Source organism: Peribacillus faecalis (assembly GCF_014712675.1).
GTDB classification, from domain to species: domain Bacteria; phylum Bacillota; class Bacilli; order Bacillales; family DSM-1321; genus Bacillus_AD; species Bacillus_AD faecalis.
Genome location: NZ_JACXSI010000013.1, coordinates 23,888 through 50,618, shown reverse-complemented (window position 1 = coordinate 50,618; position 26,731 = coordinate 23,888). Strand labels below are relative to the sequence as shown.

At 40.0% G+C, this 26,731-nt stretch carries 31 protein-coding genes; 25 read left to right on the top strand and 6 right to left on the bottom strand.

What is annotated here, in order from left to right; genetic code table 11:
* Positions 1-19: 19 nt before the first annotated feature.
* Positions 20-901 carry a patatin-like phospholipase family protein gene (locus tag IEO70_RS07000; protein WP_190997653.1) on the top strand — a complete coding sequence of 294 codons (882 nt, stop codon included), beginning with the start codon at positions 20-22 and terminating at the stop codon, positions 899-901.
* A gap of 28 nt (positions 902-929) precedes the next feature.
* Here IEO70_RS07000 and IEO70_RS06995 read toward each other — a convergent pair whose 3' ends face one another.
* Both IEO70_RS06995 and IEO70_RS06990 read right to left on the bottom strand, forming a co-directional pair.
* Positions 930-1,331 (bottom strand): SA1362 family protein, encoded by a 402-nt coding sequence (locus tag IEO70_RS06995; protein ID WP_190997652.1) that lies wholly within the window; start codon positions 1,329-1,331, stop codon positions 930-932.
* 96 nt (positions 1,332-1,427) lie between these two features.
* Complete coding sequence (locus IEO70_RS06990) at positions 1,428-2,390, bottom strand: DUF1385 domain-containing protein (protein ID WP_190997651.1); 963 nt, start codon at positions 2,388-2,390, stop codon at positions 1,428-1,430.
* Positions 2,391-2,575: 185 nt separating this feature from the next.
* On the opposite strand from IEO70_RS06990, the gene IEO70_RS06985 reads away from it, so the two are divergent.
* The 3 genes from IEO70_RS06985 (at position 2,576) to efp (ending at position 4,860) form a co-directional block, all read left to right on the top strand.
* Positions 2,576-3,109: a YqhR family membrane protein gene (locus tag IEO70_RS06985; protein WP_190997650.1), complete on the top strand. Its 534-nt coding sequence runs from the start codon at positions 2,576-2,578 to the stop codon at positions 3,107-3,109.
* 113 nt (positions 3,110-3,222) lie between these two features.
* Positions 3,223-4,284: a M24 family metallopeptidase gene (locus IEO70_RS06980; RefSeq protein WP_190997649.1), complete on the top strand. Its 1,062-nt coding sequence runs from the start codon at positions 3,223-3,225 to the stop codon at positions 4,282-4,284.
* Between the two features lie 18 nt (positions 4,285-4,302).
* On the top strand, positions 4,303-4,860 hold the full coding sequence (gene efp / locus IEO70_RS06975) for an elongation factor P (RefSeq protein WP_190997648.1): 558 nt from the start codon (positions 4,303-4,305) through the stop codon (positions 4,858-4,860).
* Between the two features lie 379 nt (positions 4,861-5,239).
* Here efp and IEO70_RS06970 read toward each other — a convergent pair whose 3' ends face one another.
* Positions 5,240-6,064 carry an MBL fold metallo-hydrolase gene (locus IEO70_RS06970; RefSeq protein WP_235973520.1) on the bottom strand — a complete coding sequence of 275 codons (825 nt, stop codon included), beginning with the start codon at positions 6,062-6,064 and terminating at the stop codon, positions 5,240-5,242.
* A 312-nt stretch (positions 6,065-6,376) separates the two neighbouring features.
* Between IEO70_RS06970 and spoIIIAA the strand changes: the two genes are divergently transcribed.
* From spoIIIAA to IEO70_RS06930, 8 genes are all read left to right on the top strand, one after another.
* Complete coding sequence (gene spoIIIAA / locus IEO70_RS06965; protein ID WP_190997647.1) at positions 6,377-7,300, top strand: stage III sporulation protein AA; 924 nt, start codon at positions 6,377-6,379, stop codon at positions 7,298-7,300.
* Entirely contained in the window at positions 7,300-7,815 is a 516-nt protein-coding gene (gene spoIIIAB, locus IEO70_RS06960; RefSeq protein ID WP_190997680.1) for a stage III sporulation protein SpoIIIAB, read from the top strand. Before spoIIIAA ends, spoIIIAB begins: the two co-directional genes overlap by 1 nt.
* Positions 7,816-7,837: 22 nt before the next feature.
* Positions 7,838-8,041, top strand: a complete 204-nt coding sequence (gene spoIIIAC, locus IEO70_RS06955) for a stage III sporulation protein AC (RefSeq protein WP_190997646.1) — start codon at positions 7,838-7,840, stop codon at positions 8,039-8,041.
* 27 nt (positions 8,042-8,068) lie between these two features.
* Positions 8,069-8,449, top strand: coding sequence for a stage III sporulation protein AD (spoIIIAD, locus tag IEO70_RS06950; RefSeq protein ID WP_190997679.1), 381 nt, complete (start codon positions 8,069-8,071; stop codon positions 8,447-8,449).
* A gap of 24 nt (positions 8,450-8,473) precedes the next feature.
* Positions 8,474-9,685: a stage III sporulation protein AE gene (gene spoIIIAE, locus IEO70_RS06945; protein ID WP_190997645.1), complete on the top strand. Its 1,212-nt coding sequence runs from the start codon at positions 8,474-8,476 to the stop codon at positions 9,683-9,685.
* 10 nt (positions 9,686-9,695) lie between these two features.
* The gene (spoIIIAF, locus tag IEO70_RS06940; protein ID WP_190997644.1) at positions 9,696-10,307 is read left to right on the top strand and encodes a stage III sporulation protein AF; all 612 of its coding nucleotides are present in this window, start codon (positions 9,696-9,698) and stop codon (positions 10,305-10,307) included.
* A 159-nt stretch (positions 10,308-10,466) separates the two neighbouring features.
* The gene (gene spoIIIAG / locus IEO70_RS06935) at positions 10,467-11,135 is read left to right on the top strand and encodes a stage III sporulation protein AG (protein WP_235973519.1); all 669 of its coding nucleotides are present in this window, start codon (positions 10,467-10,469) and stop codon (positions 11,133-11,135) included.
* Positions 11,136-11,147: 12 nt separating this feature from the next.
* Entirely contained in the window at positions 11,148-11,747 is a 600-nt protein-coding gene (locus IEO70_RS06930; RefSeq protein WP_190997642.1) for a SpoIIIAH-like family protein, read from the top strand.
* Positions 11,748-11,896: 149 nt separating this feature from the next.
* Here the strand turns inward: IEO70_RS06930 and IEO70_RS06925 are convergent, their stop codons facing one another.
* From IEO70_RS06925 to IEO70_RS20190, 3 genes are all read right to left on the bottom strand, one after another.
* The gene (locus IEO70_RS06925) at positions 11,897-12,070 is read right to left on the bottom strand and encodes a hypothetical protein (RefSeq protein WP_190997641.1); all 174 of its coding nucleotides are present in this window, start codon (positions 12,068-12,070) and stop codon (positions 11,897-11,899) included.
* 54 nt (positions 12,071-12,124) lie between these two features.
* Positions 12,125-12,730, bottom strand: a complete 606-nt coding sequence (locus tag IEO70_RS06920; protein ID WP_206711515.1) for a methyl-accepting chemotaxis protein — start codon at positions 12,728-12,730, stop codon at positions 12,125-12,127.
* Positions 12,731-13,010: 280 nt separating this feature from the next.
* Complete coding sequence (locus IEO70_RS20190) at positions 13,011-13,145, bottom strand: hypothetical protein (protein WP_268938722.1); 135 nt, start codon at positions 13,143-13,145, stop codon at positions 13,011-13,013.
* Positions 13,146-13,378: 233 nt separating this feature from the next.
* On the opposite strand from IEO70_RS20190, the gene accB reads away from it, so the two are divergent.
* The 13 genes from accB (at position 13,379) to spoIVB (ending at position 26,718) form a co-directional block, all read left to right on the top strand.
* A complete protein-coding gene (gene accB / locus IEO70_RS06915; RefSeq protein WP_190997640.1) occupies positions 13,379-13,900 on the top strand; it encodes an acetyl-CoA carboxylase biotin carboxyl carrier protein in 522 nt (173 codons plus the stop codon).
* Positions 13,901-13,914: 14 nt separating this feature from the next.
* Positions 13,915-15,267 carry an acetyl-CoA carboxylase biotin carboxylase subunit gene (accC, locus tag IEO70_RS06910; protein WP_190997639.1) on the top strand — a complete coding sequence of 451 codons (1,353 nt, stop codon included), beginning with the start codon at positions 13,915-13,917 and terminating at the stop codon, positions 15,265-15,267.
* Between the two features lie 27 nt (positions 15,268-15,294).
* Positions 15,295-15,702 (top strand): Asp23/Gls24 family envelope stress response protein, encoded by a 408-nt coding sequence (locus IEO70_RS06905; protein ID WP_190997638.1) that lies wholly within the window; start codon positions 15,295-15,297, stop codon positions 15,700-15,702.
* Positions 15,703-16,011: 309 nt separating this feature from the next.
* Entirely contained in the window at positions 16,012-16,404 is a 393-nt protein-coding gene (gene nusB, locus IEO70_RS06900; protein ID WP_190997637.1) for a transcription antitermination factor NusB, read from the top strand.
* Between the two features lie 37 nt (positions 16,405-16,441).
* The gene (folD, locus tag IEO70_RS06895) at positions 16,442-17,299 is read left to right on the top strand and encodes a bifunctional methylenetetrahydrofolate dehydrogenase/methenyltetrahydrofolate cyclohydrolase FolD (protein ID WP_190997636.1); all 858 of its coding nucleotides are present in this window, start codon (positions 16,442-16,444) and stop codon (positions 17,297-17,299) included.
* Positions 17,300-17,415: 116 nt separating this feature from the next.
* Entirely contained in the window at positions 17,416-18,768 is a 1,353-nt protein-coding gene (gene xseA, locus IEO70_RS06890) for an exodeoxyribonuclease VII large subunit (protein ID WP_190997635.1), read from the top strand.
* Positions 18,765-18,998, top strand: a complete 234-nt coding sequence (locus IEO70_RS06885; RefSeq protein WP_190997634.1) for an exodeoxyribonuclease VII small subunit — start codon at positions 18,765-18,767, stop codon at positions 18,996-18,998. Before xseA ends, IEO70_RS06885 begins: the two co-directional genes overlap by 4 nt.
* A gap of 3 nt (positions 18,999-19,001) precedes the next feature.
* Positions 19,002-19,895, top strand: a complete 894-nt coding sequence (locus tag IEO70_RS06880; protein ID WP_190997633.1) for a polyprenyl synthetase family protein — start codon at positions 19,002-19,004, stop codon at positions 19,893-19,895.
* 199 nt (positions 19,896-20,094) lie between these two features.
* Positions 20,095-21,987 (top strand): 1-deoxy-D-xylulose-5-phosphate synthase, encoded by a 1,893-nt coding sequence (gene dxs / locus IEO70_RS06875; protein ID WP_190997632.1) that lies wholly within the window; start codon positions 20,095-20,097, stop codon positions 21,985-21,987.
* A gap of 3 nt (positions 21,988-21,990) precedes the next feature.
* Positions 21,991-22,815, top strand: a complete 825-nt coding sequence (locus IEO70_RS06870) for a TlyA family RNA methyltransferase (RefSeq protein ID WP_190997631.1) — start codon at positions 21,991-21,993, stop codon at positions 22,813-22,815.
* A gap of 289 nt (positions 22,816-23,104) precedes the next feature.
* Positions 23,105-23,554 carry a transcriptional regulator AhrC/ArgR gene (gene ahrC, locus IEO70_RS06865; protein WP_190997630.1) on the top strand — a complete coding sequence of 150 codons (450 nt, stop codon included), beginning with the start codon at positions 23,105-23,107 and terminating at the stop codon, positions 23,552-23,554.
* 17 nt (positions 23,555-23,571) lie between these two features.
* Positions 23,572-25,284 (top strand): DNA repair protein RecN, encoded by a 1,713-nt coding sequence (gene recN / locus IEO70_RS06860; RefSeq protein WP_190997629.1) that lies wholly within the window; start codon positions 23,572-23,574, stop codon positions 25,282-25,284.
* Positions 25,285-25,422: 138 nt separating this feature from the next.
* Positions 25,423-26,718: a SpoIVB peptidase gene (spoIVB, locus tag IEO70_RS06855; protein WP_190997628.1), complete on the top strand. Its 1,296-nt coding sequence runs from the start codon at positions 25,423-25,425 to the stop codon at positions 26,716-26,718.
* Positions 26,719-26,731 lie beyond the last annotated feature (13 nt).

The window sequence follows — 26,731 nt, the reverse complement described above, 5'->3', positions numbered from 1 at the left end:
TAAGCGGGAGTGAGTATAGATGAACATAGATGCGGTTTTTTCCGGTGGCGGAATAAAAGGCTATTCGCTTATTGGCGCCTGTCAAGTACTTGAGGAAAAAGGATATACGTTTAAGCGATTAGCCGGAACGAGCGCCGGTTCGATAATTGCGGCTTTGCTTATAGCCGGCTATACGAGCAAAGAAATTGAGCAGCTGCTGATGGACATCGATATTGAGAAATTTATGGACGAACGCTTTGGCGCCAATCTCCCTATCGTAAAATGGCTGTTATTGTATAAGAAATTAGGCCTTTATAAAGGAGATCAATTGCAGTTATGGCTCGCAGAGAAATTAGCAGCGAAAGGGATTGTGACGTTTTCGGACATACCGAAAGATTCATTGCGGATAGTCGTATCGGATATCAGCAATGGGGAAATTGTTGTGTTGCCGGATGACTTGCCGAAATATCAATGTGATATCGCTACCTTCTCGATAGCGAAAGCGGTGAGGATGAGCTGCAGCATTCCTTTCTTCTTTGAACCGGTCAAATTAAGATGTAATAAAAAAACTTCATATATAGTGGACGGTGGTGTTTTAAGTAATTTTCCGTTATGGCTGTTCGACGGGGAAAACATTAAAAAGGTGCGCCCGGTTATCGGCATTACTTTGACGGGAGAAAGCGGACATAAGCCTCCAAAACGAATACAAAACGCGCTGGAGATGTTTTCTGCATTGTTTTCAACGATGAAGGAAGCTCATGATAATCGCTATATATCAAGGAAACATGCAAAGAATATCATTTTTATACCGATTACAAGGGTCTCAAGCTCAGAATTCGATATTACCGGAGAACAAAAAAATGAGCTGATTTCGCTAGGAAAAGAATATGCAAATCAATTTTTAAGAAAGTGGACATATTGAAGGGCAAAAAGAAAAAATCAAGCACTTATTATGCCTGATTTTTCTTCTTGCCCTTCTTACCTTCAATTACCGTTAAATGTACATCTGATTTTTTACGTCGGCTTGATGTTTTGTTAGTTTGGGTGCGTGAACGGCCGATTGAATAGTCCATTACTCTACCGCTTCTAGCAGCAGGTTTCGCTTTGTTTGTTGCTTTGTTTGTGAATTTGCTTTCATGATATTTCTTGGACTGTTTCACGGCCTTTTTGTATTTGCTTTGGTTAGAAGGAGCTGAAGCTTTTGTGAAAATCAGCCAAATCACTACCCCGATTGCCGCAAAAATAAGAATACTGGTCAGTAATCCTGATGGATCTGTAATAAGCCTGCTTCCAAGACCGATTACAGCTAATCCGATGACAGATAGAGCTACAATAAACATGGAACGATTCAACTTGGCCACCTCCTCTTAATATAACTTGGGAGACTATAATTGATATGTTAATTGACTTTCGCTCAAATATTTAAAAAATATACATATATTTATATTTTACACTATACTTTCTTTCTCTAAACCACTTTTCTCATTTCTTTTTGGATCTTGTCCGTTCTCTAATTCCAATAACCGTTTAAATGATAAAATTGCTACTTCAACTTGGTCATCTTTTGGCTCTTTTGTTGTTAACAGCTGCAGCCAAAGACCTGGATAACCTAAGAAGCGGAGTACAGGTATATTGCGGACTTTGTTCGTCAGTTGCAGAACTTCGAATGAAATGCCAAGGACAACCGGTATCAATGCCAATCTGTTTAATACACGTGCCCATAGCGGATCAGTCGGTACAAGCATGTAGACGAAGAAACCGACAATGACTGTAAATAGAATAAAGCTGCTTCCGCATCGATAGTGGAGGCGTGATTGAGCTTGTACATTTTCTACTGTCAGTTCTTTATTGTTTTCGTAGGCGTTGATTACTTTATGCTCTGCGCCGTGATATTGGAAAACCCGTTTTATAATCGGCGTCATAGAGACAAAGTAAATATATAGAAGCAACAACAATAATTTAAATACGGATTCAATAAAAATTTGTCCGAGATCTGATGAGAAGACAGGTTTTGTTAAGTTAGCCAAAAATACTGGGACTAATGTAAAGATAAATTTGCTGAAAAGAAAAGAAAGTACACCGATTGCGGCAACGCTTAATACGATACCAAAAGTTGAAGTCGGCTTTTCTTCTTCAAGCTGAGCGTCATCTGAAGGATCGAGATCGTATCTTTCAGTAGAGAAGTTTAAGTGTTTTGATCCATTTGCGCTGGCATCTATAATGGCAGCAATTCCGCGAAGAAATGGAATTTTTTTTATGGATGTCAAGAGAGGATGTGGTTTTCTTGGCACATGATAATAATCAATAGAGCCATCTTTTCTTCTGATTGCGGTTACGGTGTGTTTTTTTCCGCCGAACATAACACCTTCAACAACGGCTTGACCACCGTATACCGGTTTTTCTTGAGACATTCTTTCACCAACCTATGCTGAAAATTTCAAAAAAATTTTGTGAACATTATATGTTAACTATATCCTTTATTCACAATAATATCAACGAGGAAGGAGTACGGAAACTTTAAAAAAGCTGAGGGATTTTCAATGGGAAGAAAGCTTTTTGTCAATTAAGGACATACTAGATTGGAGGTGAAAAAACAATGGCGAATAGTCAAAATCAACAAAATAATAGACAAGAAAAACAAGAGAAACCTATATCACAAGCAAAGAACGTAGTGTTAATCGGTTTTATCGGAGGTTTGTTTTGGAGTACACTAGGTCAACTATCCCACTATTTTAACTTTACGGAAATCGGGCCGACCGTTGTGTTCAGTGCTTGGAGTGGGGCTACGTGGTCAGATGGATTTATCGGAATTATTTTAGGGATTTTTGTTTGCGGTCTTGCTGGTATAGTGGCTTCATATCTTTATTATTGGTTTTTGCGCAAGCAAGATCACCTTTTGGTCAGCATCATTTATGGAGTCGTATTGTGGGCGATTGTGCATTTCGGTTTTGCTCGGTTTTTCCCCGCTATGCCGGAGTTTGCGGATTTGGATTTTAATACGGTTGTGACAACGGTATGCTTGTACATTCTATTTGGTGTATTTGTCGGAGTCAGCGTATCATTTGATGAAATTGAGAGGCAAAGGCAAAGAGAAGTTGAACAGCAAGAAGCGGGAAAAGCGCAGTCATAAGATAGAATATGCGAAACATTTATATATGTGTGAACTCTGAGTATGTTAGAATAATGTTACTGATGTAATACATATCTATCAGCAAATGATAAGAAGAGTGGGGGAGTATTCGAGTGAGTAAAATCGAAAAACTGCGAGAGTCATTTGAGCAACTGCAAATTGATGGAATGCTGATTACGAATCCTTTTAATAGAAGATATATGACAGGATTTACCGGAACAGCTGGCGTAGCGCTTATTTCTAATTCAAAAGCATTATTTATTACGGATTTCCGCTACATTGAACAGGCTACAAGCCAATGTCCAAATTATGAAATCGTAAAACATACTGGACCTATCCATGAAGAGGTGGCGGCGGCTGCGAAACAGCTAGGCATCACTAAGCTTGGTTTTGAGCAAGATACGCTATCATATGCCACTTACGTACAATATAAGGAGGCAGTTGACGGAGAATTAGTTCCGATTTCTGGCGTCATTGAGAAATTACGCTTGATAAAGACTAACTCAGAGATTAAGATATTAAAGGATGCTGCAAAGATAGCTGACGCGGCATTTGAACACATTCTTGGGTATATTCGCCCAGGTAGAACTGAATTGGATGTTTCCAATGAATTAGAGTTCTTTATGAGAAAACAAGGAGCAACTTCTTCTTCCTTCGATATAATAGTAGCCTCTGGCCACCGATCAGCATTGCCTCATGGCGTTGCCAGTGATAAGGTCATTGAATCAGGCGATTTTGTAACGCTTGATTTTGGCGCATATTATAACGGCTATGTGTCTGATATTACAAGAACAGTTGCAGTCGGCCAACCAAGTGATGAATTGATTAACATTTATAATATCGTATTAGAGGCACAGCTGCGCGGAATGGCAGGCATTAAGCCGGGCTTGACAGGTAAAGAAGCAGATGCACTGACACGCGATTATATAACGGAAAAAGGCTATGGACCTAATTTCGGTCACTCCACAGGACACGGAATCGGGCTTGAAGTGCATGAAGGTCCAGGGCTTTCCATGAAGAGTGATATCATTTTAGAGCCGGGGATGGTTGTAACATGTGAACCAGGTATATACGTAGCCGGTCTTGGTGGAGTACGTATTGAAGATGATACAATTATAACGAATGACGGTAATGAAGCTCTGACGCATTCACCGAAAGAACTCATCATATTGTAATTTTTAGGAGGAACTTAAATGATCTCTGTAAATGATTTCAGAACAGGTTTAACAATTGAAGTAGACAACGGAATTTGGCAAGTAATCGACTTCCAACACGTAAAACCAGGTAAAGGAGCTGCTTTCGTACGTTCTAAGCTTCGTAACCTTCGTACAGGCGCTATCCAAGAAAAAACTTTCCGTGCCGGTGAAAAAGTAGCGAAAGCACACATTGAAAACCGCAAAATGCAATATCTATATGCAAACGGCGACCAACATGTATTCATGGATCAGGAAACATACGATCAAATTGAATTGCCTGCAGTTCAAATCGATCGTGAGCTTAAATTCTTGAAAGAAAACATGGAAGTTTACATCATGACTTACCAAACAGAAACAATCGGTGTTGAACTTCCGAACACAGTTACTTTAGAAGTTACTGATACTGAACCAGGTATTAAAGGTGATACGGCTTCAGGCGGAACTAAACCTGCAACTGTTGAAACAGGTCTTGTTGTTCAAGTTCCTTTCTTCGTAAACCAAGGTGACCTATTAGTAATTAACACAACTGACGGATCATACGTATCTCGCGGTTAATAAAGAAAACTTGCCTTTAGCAAGCCTGATAAGGCGCAGGTAAAGGTCTAGTTGCACTTATACTATAGACTTAAAATTGGTGACTACGTCGAATCTTCAACCACGTTGCCAATTTATATACTTTTCTATAGTGTAGAAAAAAGGTCAACGGTCCTTTTTCACTTTTGAATCCGCCACTTGTATTCACTTCAATGAAAAAGGAGCTATGTGGCTTAGGACCGAGCATGGCAGGTGTAAGGTGAGACACCATACTAAGTCCAAAGCGGATGCACTTTTGTACTAAGCGCTGAGCAAGGTGTCACTACAAAAAGCAGAAGATATTCCTTCTGCTTTTTTTGTTTACCGGGCCTTAGCATTCCCGTTTTCACAACGGCTTACTTTATGCGGATCGCTTATTGTTCTGCTCCGCTAATATCGAGGTCACAATATGTTTGGAGTCCCATTGCCCGAAGGATGCCATTGTAATCGGATATTTACGCGGAAACAGGCGCTGCTGGATTTCTTTTACGGTGAAGCCCATTTTATGGAGCAGCTGCACTTCTCCTTGGATTTGCAGCAAGTAGTCGAGCTTTTCTTGAAGCTTCAATTTGCCATTTGCAATAAAACCGGCATGATTGCAATAAATGTCTTCAAAATCATATGATAAAACCTTTTGAATTGAACCGATAATTTGCGGAACAGATTCACTGTCCATAATAACCTTCGTCTTAACTTGAACAAACAAATCCCCTGAAAATAACTGTCCTGTCGATGTATTTAAATAGCTCAAATGATCCTTAGAGTGACCCGGAGTGAAAATACTTATCCATTGATATTTTTGCGAATGGAAAGTGTCGGGCGCTATTCCCGCTTTAAAGGCCATTCGTTTACCCCAAAACAGACGCCTGTATAAAGGATAACTTCCTGCTTTATTTGCTTCTTCAATTGAGCTTGAATGTATAAATATCGGTATATTTTTGCGCTGAAACCAATCCGCGCAACCTGTATGATCTTCGTGAATATGGGTGCAATATAGGGCCTCAATCTGCTGCTGCTCATAAAAGGATGAAAAGGCTTTTCTTAAGGAGTACGAACCGGCATCAATTGCGATGCCATCAATGACGTAACTATAAACATTCAGCTTCATTGCCTGGAATTGAATGATTCCATTAATAAAAGCAACATCTTCATTTACTCCGCTTTCAATATATCTTCGCAATAGCAATCACATCACCCCCAACTATTTCCGTTATCTTACCATAAAATGAATGAATAATCATTCAAATTTGATTTTTAACTATTTGTCATAAAGTGTACAGGCCAACCATACATTGTAGAGAAAAACCGTCACCGGTCCTTTTTCATTTTTGAGTCTGTCACTTGAATTGGCTTCAATGAAAAAGGAGACATGCGGGAGGACTAAGACAGCCGCTTAGTGAAACCCGCACTTGGTTTCACAGAGTGGATGGCTTAGGACCAAGCATGGCAGGTGTAAGGTTAGACAATAAGTATCAACACTAAAGGAGGGGAGGCTTCCGTGCAATCAATCTTTTCTTTTTTGCCGAAAAAAATCGCTGAACAGCTGCAACATATGCCTCCAAGTGTATTAGACAAAATTGAAGAAATTCGAATACGAATTGGCAGACCAATTGAAATATCGGCAGGAGGCTCATATGAATTTTTGCCTTTTATTGTAACGGAAGAAGAGGCAACTCAACTGTTGAACCGCATCACCCAATTTTCAATGTACACGATGGAGGAGGAGCTGAAACGGGGCTACATTACAATCGAAGGAGGACACCGGGTAGGGATTGCCGGAAAGGTTATTTTGGACGGTGGTCATGTAAAAGCAATTATTCATATTTCATCATATAACATAAGAATTGCCAGGGAGAAGACAGGATGCGCTGAGAGCCTGATTCCATATTTATATGACGATGATTGGAGAAATACGATGATTATCGGTCCACCGCAATCCGGAAAAACAACGATATTACGCGACTTAGCAAGAATCGTCTCTATTGGGGGTGAAAATCCGATAAAGCGTGCATTAAAAGTCGGTATTGTAGATGAACGTTCGGAAATTGCCGGTTGTGTGCAAGGTGTTCCACAATTGCAATTCGGCCCCCGCATTGATGTGCTGGACGCTTGTCCGAAGGCGGAAGGAATGATGATGCTTATTCGTTCGATGAGCCCGGATGTTATTGTAGCGGATGAAATCGGCAGAATGGAAGATGCGGAGGCAGTTATTGAAGCAATACATGCAGGCATAAAGCTTATGACTACAACACACGGCTATTCGTTCGACGATGTGATGAAGCGGCCCAGTATACAGAAACTAATGAATTACCGGGCATTTGAACGCTTCGTTGTGCTCAGCAGGGATAGCAAAAGAGGATTTCATTATAAAGTGATTGATAACAAGGGTGATGCATTGCGGCTGGAACGAGGGGTGAAATGATGATCAAAATAGTGGGAGCAGCTCTTATTTTTGCGGCCTGTACTATACTAGGATTTCAATTTTCCCGTCATTTAAGTGAACGTCCGAAGCAATTGCGCTATTTCAAAACAGCACTGCAAGCATTAGAGGCTGAGATCATGTTTGGTCATATTCCTTTGCAAGAAGCATCGGTCCGCTTATCGAAACAAATGCCAAAACCGGTCAATCTATTCTTTAATAGGTTTTCAGCGAACCTGCAAACGGAAGGAGCAACCGTAAAGCGTGCGTGGACAGAGAGTTTAAAGAGTATCAGTTCAATGTTGGCGTTACAGACGAAGGATTTGGAGATTTTAGAGCAGTTTGGAGAAACGCTCGGCAAGCATGACCGTTTTCAGCAACAGAAACAAATCGCTTTAACGATGACGCATCTAGAGCGAGAAGAAAATGAAGCACTGCTCGCGCAAAGCAAGTATGAAAAAATGATTAAAAGCTTAGGAGTTTTAGTCGGTCTGTTGCTAATTATTTTGCTTGTTTAACCAGCTGTAGGGGGAAACCAATATGGGTATAGAAGTCGGTTTAATTTTTAAAATTGCAGGAGTCGGGATTGTAATCGCGTTCATCAATACACTTCTCGAACAAATTAATAAAAAGGAATACTCCCAGTGGGTCACATTGTTCGGCTTTATTTATATTTTATTTATGGTTGCTCAAATATTGGATCAATTATTCACGAAAATAAAGTCTGTATTTTTGTTCCAGTAATGTGGGGAGGGAACGACAATTGAAATTCTGAAAATCATAGGAATCGCTTTATTGGCTACCTTCCTAGCCACGATACTGAAGGAGCAAAAACCGAATTTTGCGTTTTTGCTTGTCATATTTGTCGGTTGTACCATTTTTCTTCTCCTGGTTGATCAAATTTATAACATCATATCTATGCTTCAGCTGATCGCCCAAAAATCCAGTGTGAATACAGCGTATGTCGAGACGATTTTGAAGATTATCGGAATTGCATACTTGGCGGAATTTGCGTCGCAAATAACGAAGGATGCCGGACAAGGAACATTGGCATCAAAAATAGAGCTGGCGGGGAAGATCATCATTTTGGCAATGGCAATTCCGATTTTGACAGTTTTAATCGAAACTATATTGAATCTGATACCAAGCTAGAATTGCGAATATTGAGGTGAAGAAATGAAGCAATATCTCCTTTTACTGTCATCTTTGTTTATTATTTTATTCCTCCAACCAGACTTTGCCCGCGCTTCACCAGATGTGAATAACAATGTAAATAGCAACTTAGAAGAAAATGAAACGACAGATGAACTAATAGACAGCAGCTTGGAGCGAATTAATTTGGATGAAATGAAGCAGTTTTGGAATCAGATTATGGACGAGTATGGCGGATTTTTGCCTGAAGGACAAAAGGGTTCATTGATTGATTTTATCAAGGGCGATGAAAGTTTTTCCCTGAAAGGCTGGCTGTCAGGATTCTTGAAGTTTGCTTTTCATGAACTGCTGGCTAACGGAAAACTTCTCGGAATGCTAATTTTGCTGACGATTTTCAGCATGTTTCTTCAGTCGCTCCAAAATGCTTTTGAGAACAGCTCGGTCAGTAAGATTGCTTATAGCATTGTTTTCATTGTCTTAATCATAATTGCGCTCAATAGTTTTTACGTTGTGGTCAACTATGCCCAAGAAACAATCGATACAATGATTTCTTTCTTTTTAGCTTTAGTGCCGCTCCTGTTGGCGCTGATTGTAGCTTCCGGAGGCATTGTATCAGCAGCTTTTTTTCATCCGATTTTACTGTTTTTGATGAACACGAGCGGGTTATTAATCGGCAGCGTCATATTGCCGCTGTTATTTATCGCAACAGTTTTAAGCATTGTCAGCACATTGACCGAGCATTATAAAGTATCGCAGCTGGCATCGCTTTTAAGGAATTGGAGCATCGGTCTGCTCGGGATTTTCATGACTGCTTTTTTAGGGGTCATTTCTGTGCAAGGAGCGTCCTCGGCAGTGGCAGATGGCGTCTCGATCCGAACGGCAAAATTCATTACCGGCAATTTTATTCCGGTTGTTGGGAGAATGTTCACCGACGCGGCAGACACAGTAATCAGCGCTTCGGTCTTACTGAAAAATACAGTTGGAGTCGCCGGCGTCGTTATCTTGCTGCTAATTGCGATTTTTCCGGCTCTGAAAATATTAATGATTGCCTTCATTTACAAATTTGCAGCTGCCATACTTCAACCGCTTGGCGGCGGTCCCGTCATTCAATGCCTCGATGTCATCAGTAAAAGCATCATGTATATATTCGCTGCCTTAGCTATTGTTTCAATCATGTTCTTTTTAAGTATGACAATCATAATCGCAGCCGGAAACGTTACTTTAATGGTGAGGTAGGTGAAAGTGGATGAGTTATCTGACTGGCTGGGTCACTAATATTATCATTTTCATTATTCTTGCAACCATTATGGACATGCTCTTGCCGAATACAGCGATGCGCAAATATGCCAAGATGGTCATTGGATTATTGCTGATCACGATTATGCTTTCGCCGATTTTCAAACTGCTGTCAACGGATATCGATGAAATAGTAGAAACGGCGATGTCTATCAATAATGAGCAGGGTGAAAATATGGAAATTTTAATAGACAGCAAGAAAAAAGAAATACAAGCTGTTACTTCCGCATATATTTTAGAAGAAGTGGCTGTCCAATTAAAAACGGATGGAGAAGAGGAGTTGATCAATCGATATAATTATGCCTTTGAACATATAGAAGTGTCCTTAAAGACCCTTGACAATCCTGTCATTCCAGACGACATAGCAGTCATATCAGTCATACTTGCCGAGCATGAAAATGATAATGCGATTGAAACAGTCCGCGTAGTAGATATTGATACGAAAAAATCTTTAACCGAGCAAAGTGAACAATCTGATGATATTACACAGTTCCTGGCAACTCAATGGGGTATAGATGCAGAACAAATTGAAGTCGATTTTCAATTCGGCTCGGCGAATTGAAGCGGCAAGTCCAAGACCAAATTTTATCTCGTGAAATCTTTTGTTGGACCAAGCATGCTTCAACATTTCAGTTGGGGGAAATGAACCTTTCTATCTATACCCTGTCGGTATATGGGGTGGAGACACTCTATAGAAATGTTGAAAGGAGGGCACTTTATTTTGAAAGAGGATCATAGGTTTCTCAAATGGATCAAGAAATTATGGAAGCAAGATCAACACCCGGCAGATAAAGCGCAAAAAAAGAAGCCGACTTTATACTTTTATTTGTTGGCGTTACTGGTATTAGGAGTCATGCTTATGATGGTCAGCGATTTCTTTTCATCACAGTCTCAGAACTTCGCATCGAATGAAGCTGTTCCGGTGTTTGAACAGGAAAAAACAGAAGATGTAGAGACGTTCGGCAATAAAGGAACGAGCTCTGACAAAACAATCGCTGATTATGAGGAAAGTTTTGAGCATGCGGTAAAAGAAGCTCTAGAGGCAATTAACGGCGTCTCAGATGTGACGATTGTCGTCAATGTGGAGGCTACTGAAAAGAAAGTTTACCAGAAGAATCGGGTGAACCAAAAGCAAGTGACGGATGAAACTGACCGTGAAGGCGGCAAGCGCACGGTGGAAGATATATCAGATGATGAACAAGTGGTCATTGTTCGAAATGGCGATCAAGAGGTACCGGTTGTGCAGGAAACACAAAAGCCGGAAGTAAGAGGAGTTCTTGTTGTTGCCAAAGGAGCCGATGACGTGACTATAAAAAAATGGATTGTTGAAGCTGTAACACGTGTATTGGATATACCGACCCATAAGGTTGCAGTAATGCCGAAAAAATAAGGAGGAATTGGAATGTTATTAAAGAAACAAACGGTTTGGCTTTTAACGATGCTGAGTTTAGTAATTGTATTATCAGTCTACTATGTAACGCTTGACCCTAATCAAGGTACAAATATGGCGACAACTGTAAACAATGAGAGCAATGAAGCGGAAGAGCAGGGGGCGGATGGTGAAAAACAGCAGGATGCAGGAGAAAATGATGCGGAAACTGGTGAGAAAAGTAGCACAAAAGAGGTATCACCGACAGGAAGTGACCAAACTTTCGAAACAATGCGCATGGAAGTGACAGATGAGCGAAATCGTTTAATTGAGGAACTGACAATCAGACTATCAAATACAGAGTTGACAGCGGCAGAAAGAGATGAAGCCAATGAAATGATTAAGCAACTCCGAACAATCAATCAAAAAGAAACAATTCTTGAAACTTTCATAGTCGATATGAATTTTGATGCAGCGTTTGTGCAGGCGGATGGAGAACAAGTGAAAGTGACTGTTAAGTCAGATGAACTGACGAAAGGGCAAACGAATGATATTATCAGGTTAGTATTTGATGAGATCCCGGATGTAGAAAATGTGACTGTTGAGGTCAAGCAAGCTAAATCCAGTAACTGAAACTAAAAATAAGGACAGGGCATTCGACAGTCTGTAATGACTGTCAAATGCCCTGTTTTTCATTGAAGTAAACTCAAGAGACATATGCAAAAATGAAAAAGGTCCGGTAACGGTTTTTCTTTATAATTTAACTATTATTCCGTGATAATTTAAAGTTGGGTTTCATGCAAATTAGTTAAGTTTTGCAAAGACTGATCGGTTTCCTTTATTAAAGCTATTAATTTTCTGTATTCAGTTGTTTGGGTTGTTTGGAGAGTGGTAGGCGATGCTAGTTGCTGCAGTTTTGCATTGGCTTGCTCAATAATTGCGCTGAAATCATCCATCGCATCGTCCACCCTTTTAGCGGAGTCTTCAATACCTGTCATGAACGTATAAGACTATGTAATGTGGTTCTTTAAGTCTGAGACATTATCAACGATTGTGGTAAAACGTTGTTTAGCTTTTATGGCAATATCGGTATTTTTTGTGCTGATTTTTGCTGCAGATTGGATGCGTTCATTTGCATCGGTTGTCTCGGTATGAAGTGCTGCAAGATTTTGTGATATATGCTCTGCTGTTATTCTCGATGTTTCTGCGGGCTTGCGTACTTCCTCAGCGACAACGGCAAATCCTTTTCCATTGTCCCCTACACTCGCAGCTTCAATGGAAGCATTTAGTGCGAGCAAATTTGTTTGTTGGGCAATGTTCTGGATATCCTTCACATAGACAGATGCTTCGGTCACTTCATTAAAAAGCACAGACATTTTCGCTGCTATAACATCCATTTGCATAGCGAATTCTTTAAAATCTTTTTCCAGGTTGGTCATATAAGAGTTACCGTCAACGGCATTTGTCTCAGCGAATTGGGCTTTTTCTAATAATTGTTCGGACAATGAAGTGGATTTCTCGACCATTGATCTTGTATCTATAAGCGAATTTCTAATATCAGTAATTGTATTGGATTGGTTACAGCAAGAATACAATTGCAAAATTAGCAAATTCAAGATTAAGTTCTTCGTGATAACGAACTATAAACGTAGAGTTCATCAGCAAGCCTAAAAGAAATCCTAAACGAAGGATGATAGGGGACATATACATAGCGCACGTTGCCAGGACAAAATATACTAGCGTGAAGGCTGTAGGCGAAATGCTGTTTTACATAATGATGTACAAGACAATGGCTACAAGGAAGGAAGCTATGTGAGGAATAAAATGGGTGCCTTTTTTCATTGTGTGCATAAGTGCGACAATTCCGACTCTGATTCCGCCTGCGATTATTATAGATTAGATGATTGCTAATTCTTTTTGTAAAAAAGTATCCACCATGGCGGCTAAGATGACAGATACAAAGGTAGCTTTAATAACCAAACCATTCTTGCTGTTGAGATCATCTGTTTTAATTTGCTCTATTTTATCCATTCGAAACTTTCATTTCCACAAAAATCCATTTTATTGATATTGTATAACAGCACTTACATATTTGGAATAAAAATGACATATAATGAAAAATTAAACCATTAGTTTACATAAAAAGGCAGAAAAAGATAAGATTATTAGGTTTTTTTAGAAATCTTCAGATAAATCGCATTCAAAGATTGTATTAGTACAGGAATTATATTATGATATCAATAGTGGTTTTTTAATAATAGGGAATGGGGTGCAGTACGTTGTTAAAAGTACAAGAAATCAGAGAATTAATTAAATTAGTGGATAGTTCAAGCATTCAGGAATTTGTATATGAGCAAAGCGGGACTAAAATTGAAATGAAAAAGTCAGGTGGAAGTGTAGTTGTTCCTCAAGTTTCAATTCCGACTCCGGCAGCTCCGACGGCTGCTACTGAAGTTAAACCGGCAGCTCCGGCAGCAGAGAAAGCAACTCCGGCAGTTCAAGCAGAACCAGCTGCAAAAGAAGAAGTGAAGACAGTTGATGAAAATCTTCATAAAGTTACTTCTCCTATGGTAGGAACTTTCTATCAATCTCCATCACCGGATGCAGAAGCATATGTAAAAGTCGGTTCAAAAGTTTCTGATGACGATGTTGTATGTATCGTTGAAGCTATGAAGCTTTTCAATGAAATTACAGCAGAAGTAAAAGGGGAAATTGTCGAAATTCTTGTAAAAGATGGACAGCTTGTAGAATATGGCCAACCATTATTCTTAGTAAGAGCTGAATAAGGAGCTGTAACAAGATGATAAAGAAACTATTGATTGCAAATAGAGGAGAAATTGCTGTTCGTGTTATCCGTGCATGTAAAGAATTAGGTATAGAGTCTGTAGCGGTTTACTCTGAAGGTGACCGTGAAGCGTTGCATGTTCAGCTTGCAGATGAGGCATATTGCATCGGACCGATTCTTTCTAAAGATAGTTATTTGAATACTGTGAATATTATAAGTGTTGCTAAAAAGACAAACTGTGATGCGATCCATCCGGGTTATGGCTTCTTAGCGGAAAATGCAAGCTTTGCTGAATTGTGTAGAGAGTGCGATATCATTTGGGTAGGCCCTTCTCCGGAAGCGATTTCCAAAATGGGTACGAAAGACGTTGCGAGAGATACGATGGAAGCTGCAGGAGTTCCGATTGTTCCGGGATCTGACGGCATCATCCAAGATATTGAACATGGTAAGGAAACAGCCAATAAAATTGGTTACCCTGTCATCATTAAAGCAACAGCAGGCGGAGGCGGTAAAGGAATTCGTGTTGCAAGAGATGAAGATGAGCTTGTAAAAGGCATCAACATCACACAACAGGAAGCTGCTACTGCATTCGGCAACCCTGGTGTATATTTAGAAAAATATATTGAAGATTTCCGTCACGTAGAAATTCAAGTATTGGCTGACAATCACGGAAACGCGATTCACTTGGGTGAACGTGATTGCACAATTCAAAGACGATTACAAAAATTGCTGGAAGAAACACCATCTCCTGCTATTACCGAAGAAATTCGTGCTGCAATGGGAGAAGCTGCTGTAAAAGCTGCTTTAGCGGTTGATTACTCAGGTGCCGGCACAGTAGAATTTATTTATGATTATAGAAATAAAAAGTTTTACTTCATGGAAATGAATACGCGTATTCAAGTTGAGCATCCCGTTACTGAGATGGTAACTGGTGTTGATTTAATCAAAGAGCAAATTCGTGTTGCAAACGGAGAGAAACTTTGTTTAACTCAAGATGAGGTAACTTTTAACGGCTGGTCTATTGAATGCCGAATCAATGCGGAAAACCCAAGCAAGAACTTTATGCCTTCAGCCGGGAAAATCGAAATGTATCTTCCGCCGGGCGGTTATGGCGTAAGGGTAGATTCTGCCGCTTATCCGGGTTATACAATTCCGCCATTTTATGATAGTATGATTGCTAAAGTCATTACTCACGGTAAAACACGTCAAGAAGCGATTGATCGAATGAAACGTGCTTTAAGTGAATTTGTAATTGAAGGCATTCATACGACAATTCCGTTCCACTTGAAGTTGCTTCAGCACGAGACTTTTGTTGATGGAGAATTCAACACGAAGTTCTTGGAAAACCATGATGTAATGGGCTCTTAATGATTGAGTAAAGCTGGAGGTGTTATTATGGCAGAGCAGAACAATATGCTTGAAATGACTCAAGGAAATAATAGCTTAGGTAAGGTAGAAATCGCGCCTGAAGTTATTGAAGTAATTGCAGGAATCGCTGCTAACGAAGTAGAAGGAATTGCACAAATGAGAGGTAATTTCGCTACAGGTGTAGTTGAAAAGCTAGGCAAAAAAAATCATGGGAAAGGTGTAAAGGTTGAGCTTTCTGAGGAAAGTTTCAAAATTGACATCTATTGCATGGTGAAATTCGGTCTTTCTATTCCTAAAGTTGCCCAAGAGGTTCAAGACAATATTCGTCAAGCGTTAATGAACATGACAGCTCTAGAAGCAGATGAAGTGAACATTCATGTTGTCGGTGTTACATTTGAATCAGCGAAAGCTGACGAGGTAACACAAGAAGCGTAATGTACTTCCTAAAAATAGTCTAACTTTTTATGTTGCGTTTATCGCAACTAAAAGGTTAGACTTTTTTAGGTTGGAAAGACATTTCGAGGCGCTGTTTCTACTTGCATTAACGTATAGAATAGACTATACTTTCAAGGCTATACTGAAGATATTAGAGCGATAGATATCAGTATCGAGATGAATTTTCTATGAATTTTTTCAATATCTTAATATTATTCGAAATACTACCTTTCAATGTTCGTTTATGCTATAGTTTTTACTAGGTGAAAAAGCGACGAGCTACAGAAAGTGATTAAAAGGAGTTACTATATGAAACGCAGAACAGCCCGTGAAAAGGCTCTACAGGCCTTATTCCAAATCGATCTTGCCAAAACGGATGTGCAGGATGCGATTCTTAATGTATTAGAAGATCAACCAAAAGATGCTTACTTAGAGTTTCTTGTAGTTGGCGCTGTAGACAATCTTGAACAGATCGACGAAATTTTAAAAGCAAATTTAGAAAATTGGACAATCGAAAGATTAGGCAATATTGACCGCAATATCCTTCGTATCGCTACATTTGAAATGTTGAAAAGCACGGATGTACCAGTGAACGTTGTTATTGATGAAAGCATTGAAATTGCTAAAGCATATGGAGACGACCAATCAAGTAAATTTGTAAATGCAGTACTTTCTAAAGTGAAGCTGCACTTACATTTATAAAATATAGATTATAAATGGCAAAGAGAGGGAGATTGGAATGGCAGCAATCATCATTGATGGGGTAGAAATTGCGAAAAAAGTGCGAGAAGATATCGCCCTGCAAGTGGCAGAATTAAAGGAAAAAGGTGTAACACCTGGTCTGGCTGTTATTTTAGTAGGAGATAATCAAGCTTCAAAAACATATGTTTCCATGAAAGAAAAAGCCTGTCAACAATTAGGAATGCATTCCGTTTTAATTAGGCTTCCTGAAACGGCATCACAAGCAGAGCTGCTTGCAAAAATTGATGAGCTTAACAATGATGAAAAAATTCATGGCATTTTAGTTCAATTGCCTTTACCAAAACATATTGATGAGGATGCCGTCATTGAGGCGATTTCCCCTGAGAAGGATGTAGATGGCTTCCATCCGGTTAATGTCGGGAAAATGATGATTGGACAAGATACGTATTATCCTTGTACGCCATATGGCGTTATGGTTATGCTTGAACACATCGGCTGCGACCCTGCCGGCAAGCATGCAGTAGTTGTCGGGCGAAGTAATATCGTCGGCAAGCCGCAAGGTCAGCTTTTGCTGAATAAAAATGCGACTGTTACGTATTGTCATTCGAAAACAACTGATATGGCGAAATATACAAAAGAAGCTGATATTCTGGTTGTAGCTGTTGGCAAAAGAAATGTTATCACTGCTGAGCATGTAAAGCCGGGAGCTGTCGTAATCGACGTCGGCATGAACCGTGATGAAGAAGGAAAGCTATGCGGAGACGTTGCTTTTGACGAAGTGAAAGAAATTGCTTCTTACATTACGCCTGTTCCGAAGGGTGTCGGCCCGATGACAATTACGATGCTTATGCATAATACGCTGAAATCAGCACGTAAAACACTCTCTTTGAAATAAGTCGTTGAAATTGTTTAAATAAATCTGTCCTTTTGTTTATAATAGCAAGAGGGCAGTTTTTTTTATCCCGTTTTAAAAAGCAATAGTTTTAAAAAAAATTAAAGGAGGTACTGCGGATGAGCATTGAACAGTATGTTACAGTCAGTGCCTTAACAAAATACATTAAAAGAAAATTCGACTATGATCCCAATTTGCGTGATATTTACATAAAAGGCGAAATTTCGAATTTTAAGCAGCATTCTAGCGGTCATATGTATTTCACTCTAAAGGACGAAAAGGCGCGTCTTTCAGCCGTTATGTTTGCGAAACAAAGCCATGGGCTCATCTTCAAGCCTGAGAACGGCATGAAGGTTCTTGCGAGAGGAGAGCTATCTGTCTTTGAACAGAGCGGGAATTATCAAGTTTATGTGCGTGAGATGCATCCGGATGGTGTTGGTGATCTTTTTGTGGCCTTTCAGCAAATGAAGGAACGTCTGCAGGCAGAAGGATTATTTGACCCGCAGCATAAAAAGGCTATTCCGTTATATCCTTCGAAAATCGGTGTCATTACTTCACCGACAGGAGCAGCAGTAAGGGATATTATAACGACGCTGAAAAGACGGTATCCAATGGGAAATGTAGTGCTTTTTCCGGCGCTCGTTCAAGGTCCGCAGGCTCCGAACTCTATCGTGCAGGCAATCCAAACCGCGAATGACAAAGGGGACATCGATGTCTTAATTGTAGGGCGCGGCGGAGGTTCTATAGAAGAATTATGGGCTTTCAATGAGGAGAAAGTAGCGCGAGCCATTTTTGCTTCGAAAATCCCGGTCATTTCCGCAGTCGGACACGAGACGGACACGACAATTGCAGATTTCGTCGGGGATATTCGCGCTGCAACACCAACGGCTGCAGCTGAATTGGCCGTTCCTCATTATTTGGAGCTAAAAAAGACAATAACAGGCTATACAACTAAAATGACGACATTCATAACAAATGAAGTTAAGCAGCGAACAGTGGCTCTTGAAAGGCTGGACAAATCGTATGCATTCCGTTATCCGGAAAAGCTGTATCAGCAAAAGGTTGAACAGCTTGATCGCACGGTCGAAAGACTTCAAAAGGAAAGTCAGCGCTTTTATGCAAAAAAGACAGATATTTTGCAAAATGTATACAATGCTTTAAATAAGCACAATCCGAAAGCGCGCATTGATATGAATTCTGAGTTGCTGCTCAGATACAGAAAACAAATCACGAGAGCGATGAACACTTCTGTTCAGACACATGAACAAAAGTTTTCCGCGGTCGTAAGCAAATTATCATTGCTCAACCCATTAAATATTATGGAACGAGGATACAGCATAACGTTTGATCGCAATGAACAATTGATCAAGAGCAGGAGTCAAGTGCAAAAGGGCGATGAAATTTCTGTTGTATTAAAGGATGGCCAACTTCTTTGCGAAGTGAAGGAAAGTAAGGAGAGTGCATTTAAATGAGTAAAGAAAACGAATTGACATTTGAAGAAGCAATGGAGCAGCTGGAGCATATCGTAGAATTGCTTGAAGAAGGGGATGTTCCATTGGAGGAAGCGATTACGATTTATAAAAAAGGAATGGACTTATCAAAGATTTGCCATGGCAAGTTAGCGGCTGCGCAGGAACAGCTTGTGCAAATATTGGATGAAAACGGAGAATTAAAACCGTTTCAAGTGAAAGAGGAGGACTAGTCAATGTCTTCTTTGTCTTTTCGCCAATTTTTACAAACGCATAAAGAACTGATTGAACAGGAATTAAAGAAATATATTGAACAACTTAATGCGCCTGCAGTCTTAAAGGAAGCGATGGATTACTCGCTGCAGGCCGGCGGTAAAAGGATTCGTCCGATGCTCGTCTTTTCCGTTCTTGATGCGCTAGGAAAAGACACATCAATCGGCTTACCGGTCGCGTGCAGTATTGAAATGATCCATACGTATTCGTTGATTCACGATGATTTGCCGGGAATGGACAATGACAGTCTGCGCCGGGGAAAACCGACCAATCACATTGTATTTGGAGAGGCAAATGCCATTTTAGCCGGTGATGCTTTGCTGACACTAAGCTTCGGTGTCCTCTCGGAAATGAATCAGACAGAAGTGACGGCAGAACAGCAGATTGCCATTATGCAAGTAATAGCACAATGCGCGGGAGCTGAAGGAATGATCGGCGGTCAAACAGTCGATATGGCTTCAGAAGGCAAGACTATCAGTTTAGAAGAGTTAGAGTATATTCATGAGCATAAAACCGGAAAACTCCTTTCCGCCAGTATTATAACCGGGGCAATTTTAGGGGGGGCCGACAATGATCAGCTGGATGCTTTACGTAAATTCTCGAAACATTTGGGACTGGCCTTTCAAATCCGCGACGATATATTAGATGTTGAAGGAAACGAAGAACTGATCGGAAAACCGGTTGGAAGTGATGTTGATAACAATAAAAGCACATATCCTGCTTTATTGACGCTTAATGGGGCTAAAGAAAAGTTGGCGGCAGAAATTAATCAAGCAATTCATGCATTAGAAAGTATTCGGTTTGAAAATAGCTATTTAATGGATTTAACCAAACTTGTAGCGGAAAGAAACATGTAACGCAGTCAATGATTGGCAGTTATTAATTTGTGATTACATAGGTTTTATGGTATATTGACCTAGAATAAGCTATTAAAAACAACCATATAGTATGAATTAACGAATTGCGTGACCGTTATCACACTGAGTGTTAACGGTCTTTTTGGAAAAAAGACAGCATTTGTGTAGAGATAGAAATTGTAGAAAGTGAGTGATCCTGTTGGATCTTCTAACAATAAAGGACCCTTCATTTTTAAAAAATATGAATAAACAAGAATTAGAAGCATTAAGTCAGGATATTCGTGAATTTCTAATTCAAAAGCTTTCTGTTACCGGAGGGCATATAGGTCCGAATCTAGGAGTAGTTGAATTAACGATTGCGCTTCACCGGGAGCTGAACAGCCCGGAAGATAAGTTTTTATGGGATGTTGGTCATCAGTCATATGTCCATAAAATTTTAACCGGCAGAGCCGGTCAGTTTGATACGTTGCGACAGTATAAAGGATTATGCGGATTCCCTAAAATGAGCGAGAGCGAACACGATGTGTGGGAAACAGGTCATAGTTCCACTTCCTTATCTGCTGCAATGGGAATGGCGATAGCACGAGATTTGAAGAAAGAAAAAAGCCATATTGTCCCGATTATCGGAGACGGGGCCTTAACCGGCGGTATGGCGCTAGAAGCGCTAAATCATATCGGGCATGCGAAGAAAGATATTATGGTTGTCTTAAACGACAATGAAATGTCGATTGCGCCGAATGTCGGTGCATTGCATAATGTACTGTCTCAACTCCGTACAGCCGGTAAGTATAATAAAGCAAAAGATGAGCTGGAATATTTACTGAAGAAAATACCTGCTGTTGGCGGTAAGTTGGCAGCTACGGCTGAACGAGTAAAAGACAGTCTGAAATATTTGCTTGTATCAGGTATGTTTTTTGAAGAAATGGGCTTTACGTATCTTGGTCCAATCGATGGTCATAATTTTGACGATTTAATTGAAAATATTCGTTATGCGAAGAAAACATCGGGTCCGGTACTTTTGCATGTCATTACGAAAAAAGGTAAGGGCTACAAACCTGCAGAACAAGATAAAGTTGGTAATTGGCACGGTACAGGTCCGTACAAAATCGAAACAGGAGCCTTTGTGAAAACGACCGCCTCAGGTCCGGCCTGGAGTTCATTAGTAAGTGAAACAGTTCGAAAACTGGCTCGGGAAGACGAACGAATTGTGGCGATTACACCAGCCATGCCTGTCGGCTCGAAGCTTGAAGGATTTGCCTCGGAATTCCCTGACCGCATGTTTGATGTCGGTATAGCAGAACAGCATGCTGCGACAGTTGCAGCGGGCTTGGCTACTCAAGAAATGAAACCGTTCTTGGCTATTTATTCTACATTCCTTCAAAGAGCATACGATCAAGTTCTTCATGATATTTGCCGACCGAACTTGAACGTGTTTATCGGAATAGACCGAGCGGGACTAGTCGGAGCTGATGGTGAAACACACCAAGGCGTATTTGATATTTCGTTTTTAAGAAATCTCCCTAATATAGTATTGATGATGCCTAAAGACGAAAACGAAGGGCAACATATGGTTAATACAGCTATCCATTATAATGATGGTCCAATTGCTATGCGTTATCCGCGAGGCAATGGATATGGCGTTCCGATGGATGAAGAGTTGAAAATCATCCCAATTGGTACGTGGGAAGAACTGAAGGCCGGAAACGATGCGGCCATCCTTACTTTCGGCACGACAATACCGATGGCGATGGAAGCAGCAAAAACATTAGAAAAGCAAGGCATATCTGTAGCAGTAGTCAATGCGCGTTTCATCAAACCGCTTGATGAAGATATGCTGCACAGTCTGTTGCAGAAAAAAATACCGATCCTTACAATTGAAGAAACGATGCTTGAAGGTGGTTTCGGAAGTGCTGTATTGGAATTCGCGCACGACCATAATTATCAGACAGCAGTTATTGATCGTATGGGTATTCCGGACAAATTCATTGAGCACGGCAGTGTGAACAAGCTTCTTGAAGAAATACATTTAACAACTGATGATGTCATTACAAAAATAGTAAGCATGACACCGCAAAAACAAAAAAGGGCATGAAAGATGAAAATAAAAAAAGAACGAATTGATGTAATGCTGGTTGAACAGGGACTGGCAGAAACTAGAGAGAAAGCAAAACGGGCAATTATGGCAGGACTCGTTTATGCGAATGAAGAAAGACTGGATAAACCGGGTGAGAAAATCCCGTCTGACACGGTTTTGACTATTAAAGGCAAAGTAATGCCGTATGTATCAAGAGGCGGGCTTAAGCTGGAAAAAGCGATTAAAGAATTTAATCTTGACCTGAAGGATAAGGTGATGCTTGATATCGGCTCGTCCACAGGCGGATTTACCGACTGTGGACTGCAGAACGGCGTGAAATTATCCTATGCTTTGGACGTAGGCTACAATCAGCTGGCTTGGAAGCTTCGTCAAGATGAGCGCGTTGTCGTTATGGAACGTACTAACTTCCGTTATGTGACGCCTGCTGACTTGGAAGGGGAAATGCCGAACTTTGCGAGCATAGATGTTTCCTTCATTTCTTTAACATTAATTTTGCCGGTTTTAAAAACATTGCTCGTTTCAGGCAGCGATGTTGCAGCGTTAATTAAACCGCAATTTGAAGCGGGAAAAGAGCAAGTCGGTAAAAAAGGAATTGTTCGCGACAGCAAAGTCCACTTGCAAGTTATTAACAAAATTATTGATTTTTCACTTGCGCTCGGCTTTGACGTACAGCATCTAACTTTCTCTCCGATTACAGGCGGAGACGGCAATATTGAATTCCTAGTTCACCTTCACTGGAGCGGAACGAAGGAAACAGGTGAGAACCAATTAGCAACAACTGCTGAAACAGTTGTAAATGAAGCTCATGAACAACTGAAAAAGTAAAGATATAGATAAAACCCCTCAAGAAAATGAACTTTTCTTAGGGGGTTTTATTATTTACATCTGCACTTCATTCCGTAGCGGACTAGGCGAATAACAGTTTGCATAAGCAAGATTTATACATAAAAACATAATAAATATGCATAATTATTAATTAAATATGTACAAGCTTTCTAAAATAGTCTATGATTTGAAATATATAAATGATGCAAAAAACTGTATAAATAAAGGTAAACAAGCTATTTGTCAAAAAATTCAATTCGAACAGTACGAATGAACGAAGAGGTGCATTATGAATAAAGGACAACGACATATTAAAATTCGTGAAATTATTGCCAACAATGATATTGAAACACAGGATGATTTAGTGGATGAATTGAAGAAAGCTGGCTATAACGTGACACAAGCTACAATTTCAAGGGATATTAAAGAACTTCATCTTGTGAAAGTACCTTTAATGGATGGCAAATATAAATATAGCCTACCTGCAGATCAACGGTTTAATCCGCTACAAAAGCTGAAACGTGCATTGATGGACGCCTTTGTCAGCATCGACTCTACAAGTCATTTATTAGTGATGAAAACATTGCCCGGCAATGCCCATGCGATTGGCGCATTAATTGACAAATTAGATTGGAATGAAATTTTAGGGACGATTTGCGGAGATGACACCATCCTCATTATTTGCCGTCAGACAGAGGATGCAGAAGTTATTACGCAACGTTTCCTGGATATGTTATAAAGTGAGGGAGATCGTCATTGTTAGTTGAACTTTCCATTAAAAACTTCGCGATAATCGAAGAGCTTTCACTCTCGTTTACAAGCGGATTAACAGTTCTTACCGGGGAGACCGGGGCTGGTAAAAGTATCATTATTGATGCAATCAATTTATTAGCCGGCGGAAGAGGCTCATCGGAATTTGTAAGACACGGGGAAACTAAAGCCGAAATCGAGGGAATGTTCATGGTACAGGGAGATGAACATCCTGTATACAGTAAGGCGGAAACATTGGGAATTGATGTAACAGACGGCGTAATTATTCTCAGAAGAGATATCGCACTTAATGGCAAAAGCGTATGCAGAGTGAATGGCAAGATGGTCACAACCGGAATGCTGAAGGAGATCGGACAATCGCTAATTGATGTGCATGGACAGCATGAGCATCAAGAGCTAATGGACTATCATTTTCATTTGCCGTTATTGGATCAGTTCGGCGGCGATGATATTAAATCTGTGTATGAGGATTACGAAAAGGTTTATGAGGAGTACTGCCTGATACATGAACAATATAACCGCTTGAATCAAGATGAGAGACAAACGGTTCACAGACTGGATTTTTTAACCTTTCAATATAATGAAATCCAAAAAGCAAACTTGCGCATAAATGAAGATGATGAGCTTTTTGAAGAAAGAAAGCGTATCAATAATTTTGAGAAGATTTATGAAGGATTACATTCCGCATACGAGGCATTGAGAGGCGACCAAAAAGCGCTGGATTGGCTTTCGATTGCCAAAAGCAATATGGAGGATATCGCTGCAATAGACGAAAATGCCGGAAATCTTTCAGAATCCATTTCAAACAGCTATTATTTGCTTGAGGAAATATCGCTATCCATTCGTAATTCTTATGAAATGCTCGAATATGATTCAGAAAGGCTGAATATTATTGAGAGCCGTTTGAATGAGCTGAATAATCTAAAGCGTAAATACGGCAAAACAATTGCTGAAATATTAGCGTATTATGCCGATATTGAAGAGGAAATTGAGACGCTGCAAAATCGGGAAACGCATTTAGCTAAGCTTGAAAAGCAGTTAATTGAAAAGAAACAGGAACTGCTGAAAGCAGCCATCAAACTCTCTAACGTGCGAAAAGATATGGCGAAAGTTCTTACTGCGCAAATTTTGCAAGAGCTGAAAGAACTGTATATGGAAAAAACCAAATTTGAAGTGGTATTTATCCGGAAACCTGAACCGAATCAAGTGCTGTCACATCGTGATATTTCCAAGAACGGCCTTGATGAGGTTGAATTTTATATTAGCACTAACCCGGGAGAGCCGTTGAAACCTTTAGCAAAAACAGCTTCAGGCGGAGAGCTGTCACGGATTATGTTGGCGCTGAAAAATATTTTTTCTAAGCATAGTGGCATTACAAGCATTATTTTTGATGAGGTCGATACGGGTGTCAGCGGTCGTGTTGCACAAGCAATTGCTGAAAAGATCTATAAAGTGTCGGTTGATTCGCAAGTGCTATGTATTTCCCATCTACCTCAAGTTGCAGCAATGTCTGATACACACTTATATATCGAAAAAGAAACGAAGAATGGCCGTACAAAAACAAGTGTCCGTCCGCTTAATTTTGATGATAAGGTAAAGGAAATAGCAAGAATGATTTCAGGTGTTGAAATCACAAGCTTGACGAAAAAACATGCTGAAGAATTATTGGTTCAGGCCGGGAACATTAAAGAAGCATAAGTAGCTCTGTCTAAAAGTCAATTTATGACTTTTTAGACAGGGCTTTATTTGTTTTAACTGTTATAAATGAGTCGGCAAAAGGCAACATTAATAGTGTAGCCATAGAGAAAAGAGAGTTGGAAGCGAGGAGAGAAAAGTTTGAAAAAAATCACGTTAAAACATTTTATCGGTGTATTTCTCCTTGTTTCAGTTTTTAGCTTAAGTTATTTCAAGCCATTGACATCCATTTTAACCATTCCAAAGAAAATCATTCTTTTTGAAGGTCAATCATATGAAATTGATAAGTCACTTCCGGTCACGGCAAGACTCTCTAATGATCAGGCAATCACTTTAAGTGATAAAAAGGATGCCATCTCGATTGATGGCAAAACTGCTGGTAAAAATGAGCTAATACTTGATATAGCCGGTTTTCCGATTAAAAAAGTTGATGTAGAGATTATTGATGATTTTAAGCTTGTTCCCGGGGGACAATCAATCGGGGTTAAATTAAACACGATTGGCGTTCTCGTTGTCGGGCATCATCTTGTTGCAACGGAGCAAGGAAGAAGCTCGCCGGGTGAAGAAGCAGGTATTAAAGTAGGAGACATCATTACAGAGATTAACGGAAAATCAATCCAAAGGATGGCAGATGTTTCAGAGCTTGTTCAAAGTGCAGGCGAAGGTAACGAATCACTCGATTTAGTTTTACAAAGAGAAGACAAAACAATACGTGCGAAGCTGACTCCACAAAAGGATGAGGCAGAAGATTCGTATAAGTTGGGCCTGTATATTCGTGATTCCGCAGCAGGTATTGGTACTATGACTTTTTACCATCCTGACACGAAAAAATATGGAGCCCTTGGTCACGTTATTTCAGATGCTGACACAAAAAAACCGATTATCGTAAAAGACGGTCAAATTGTGTCATCTACCGTCACTTCAATTGAAAAAGGCAGCAATGGCGATCCGGGAGAAAAATTGGCGCGATTCTCTCCGAATAAAGAAGTGATCGGCAATATAAAAAGAAACAGTCCGTTCGGAATTTTTGGATCATTAAAGGGAAATATTCAAAATGAACTGATGGATGAAGCGATACCAATCACTTTATCGCATCAAGTGAAGGAAGGGCCGGCAGAAATATTGACGGTTGTTGACGGCACGAAGGTGGAGAGGTTTGACATTGAAATTGTCAGCTCTGTGCCACAAAAGTTTCCCGCTATAAAAGGAATGGTATTAAAAGTAACTGATGAAGAATTATTGAAGAAAACAGGCGGCATTGTCCAAGGGATGAGCGGTAGCCCGATTATACAAGACGGAAAGTTAATCGGTGCTGTTACGCATGTTTTCGTCAATGATCCGACAAGCGGCTATGGTGTTCACATTGAGTGGATGCTGAACGAAGCCGGACTTAACATTTACAAAAATAATAATGGCGAAAGAAAACAAGCCAGTTAATTTGAATAGGCCT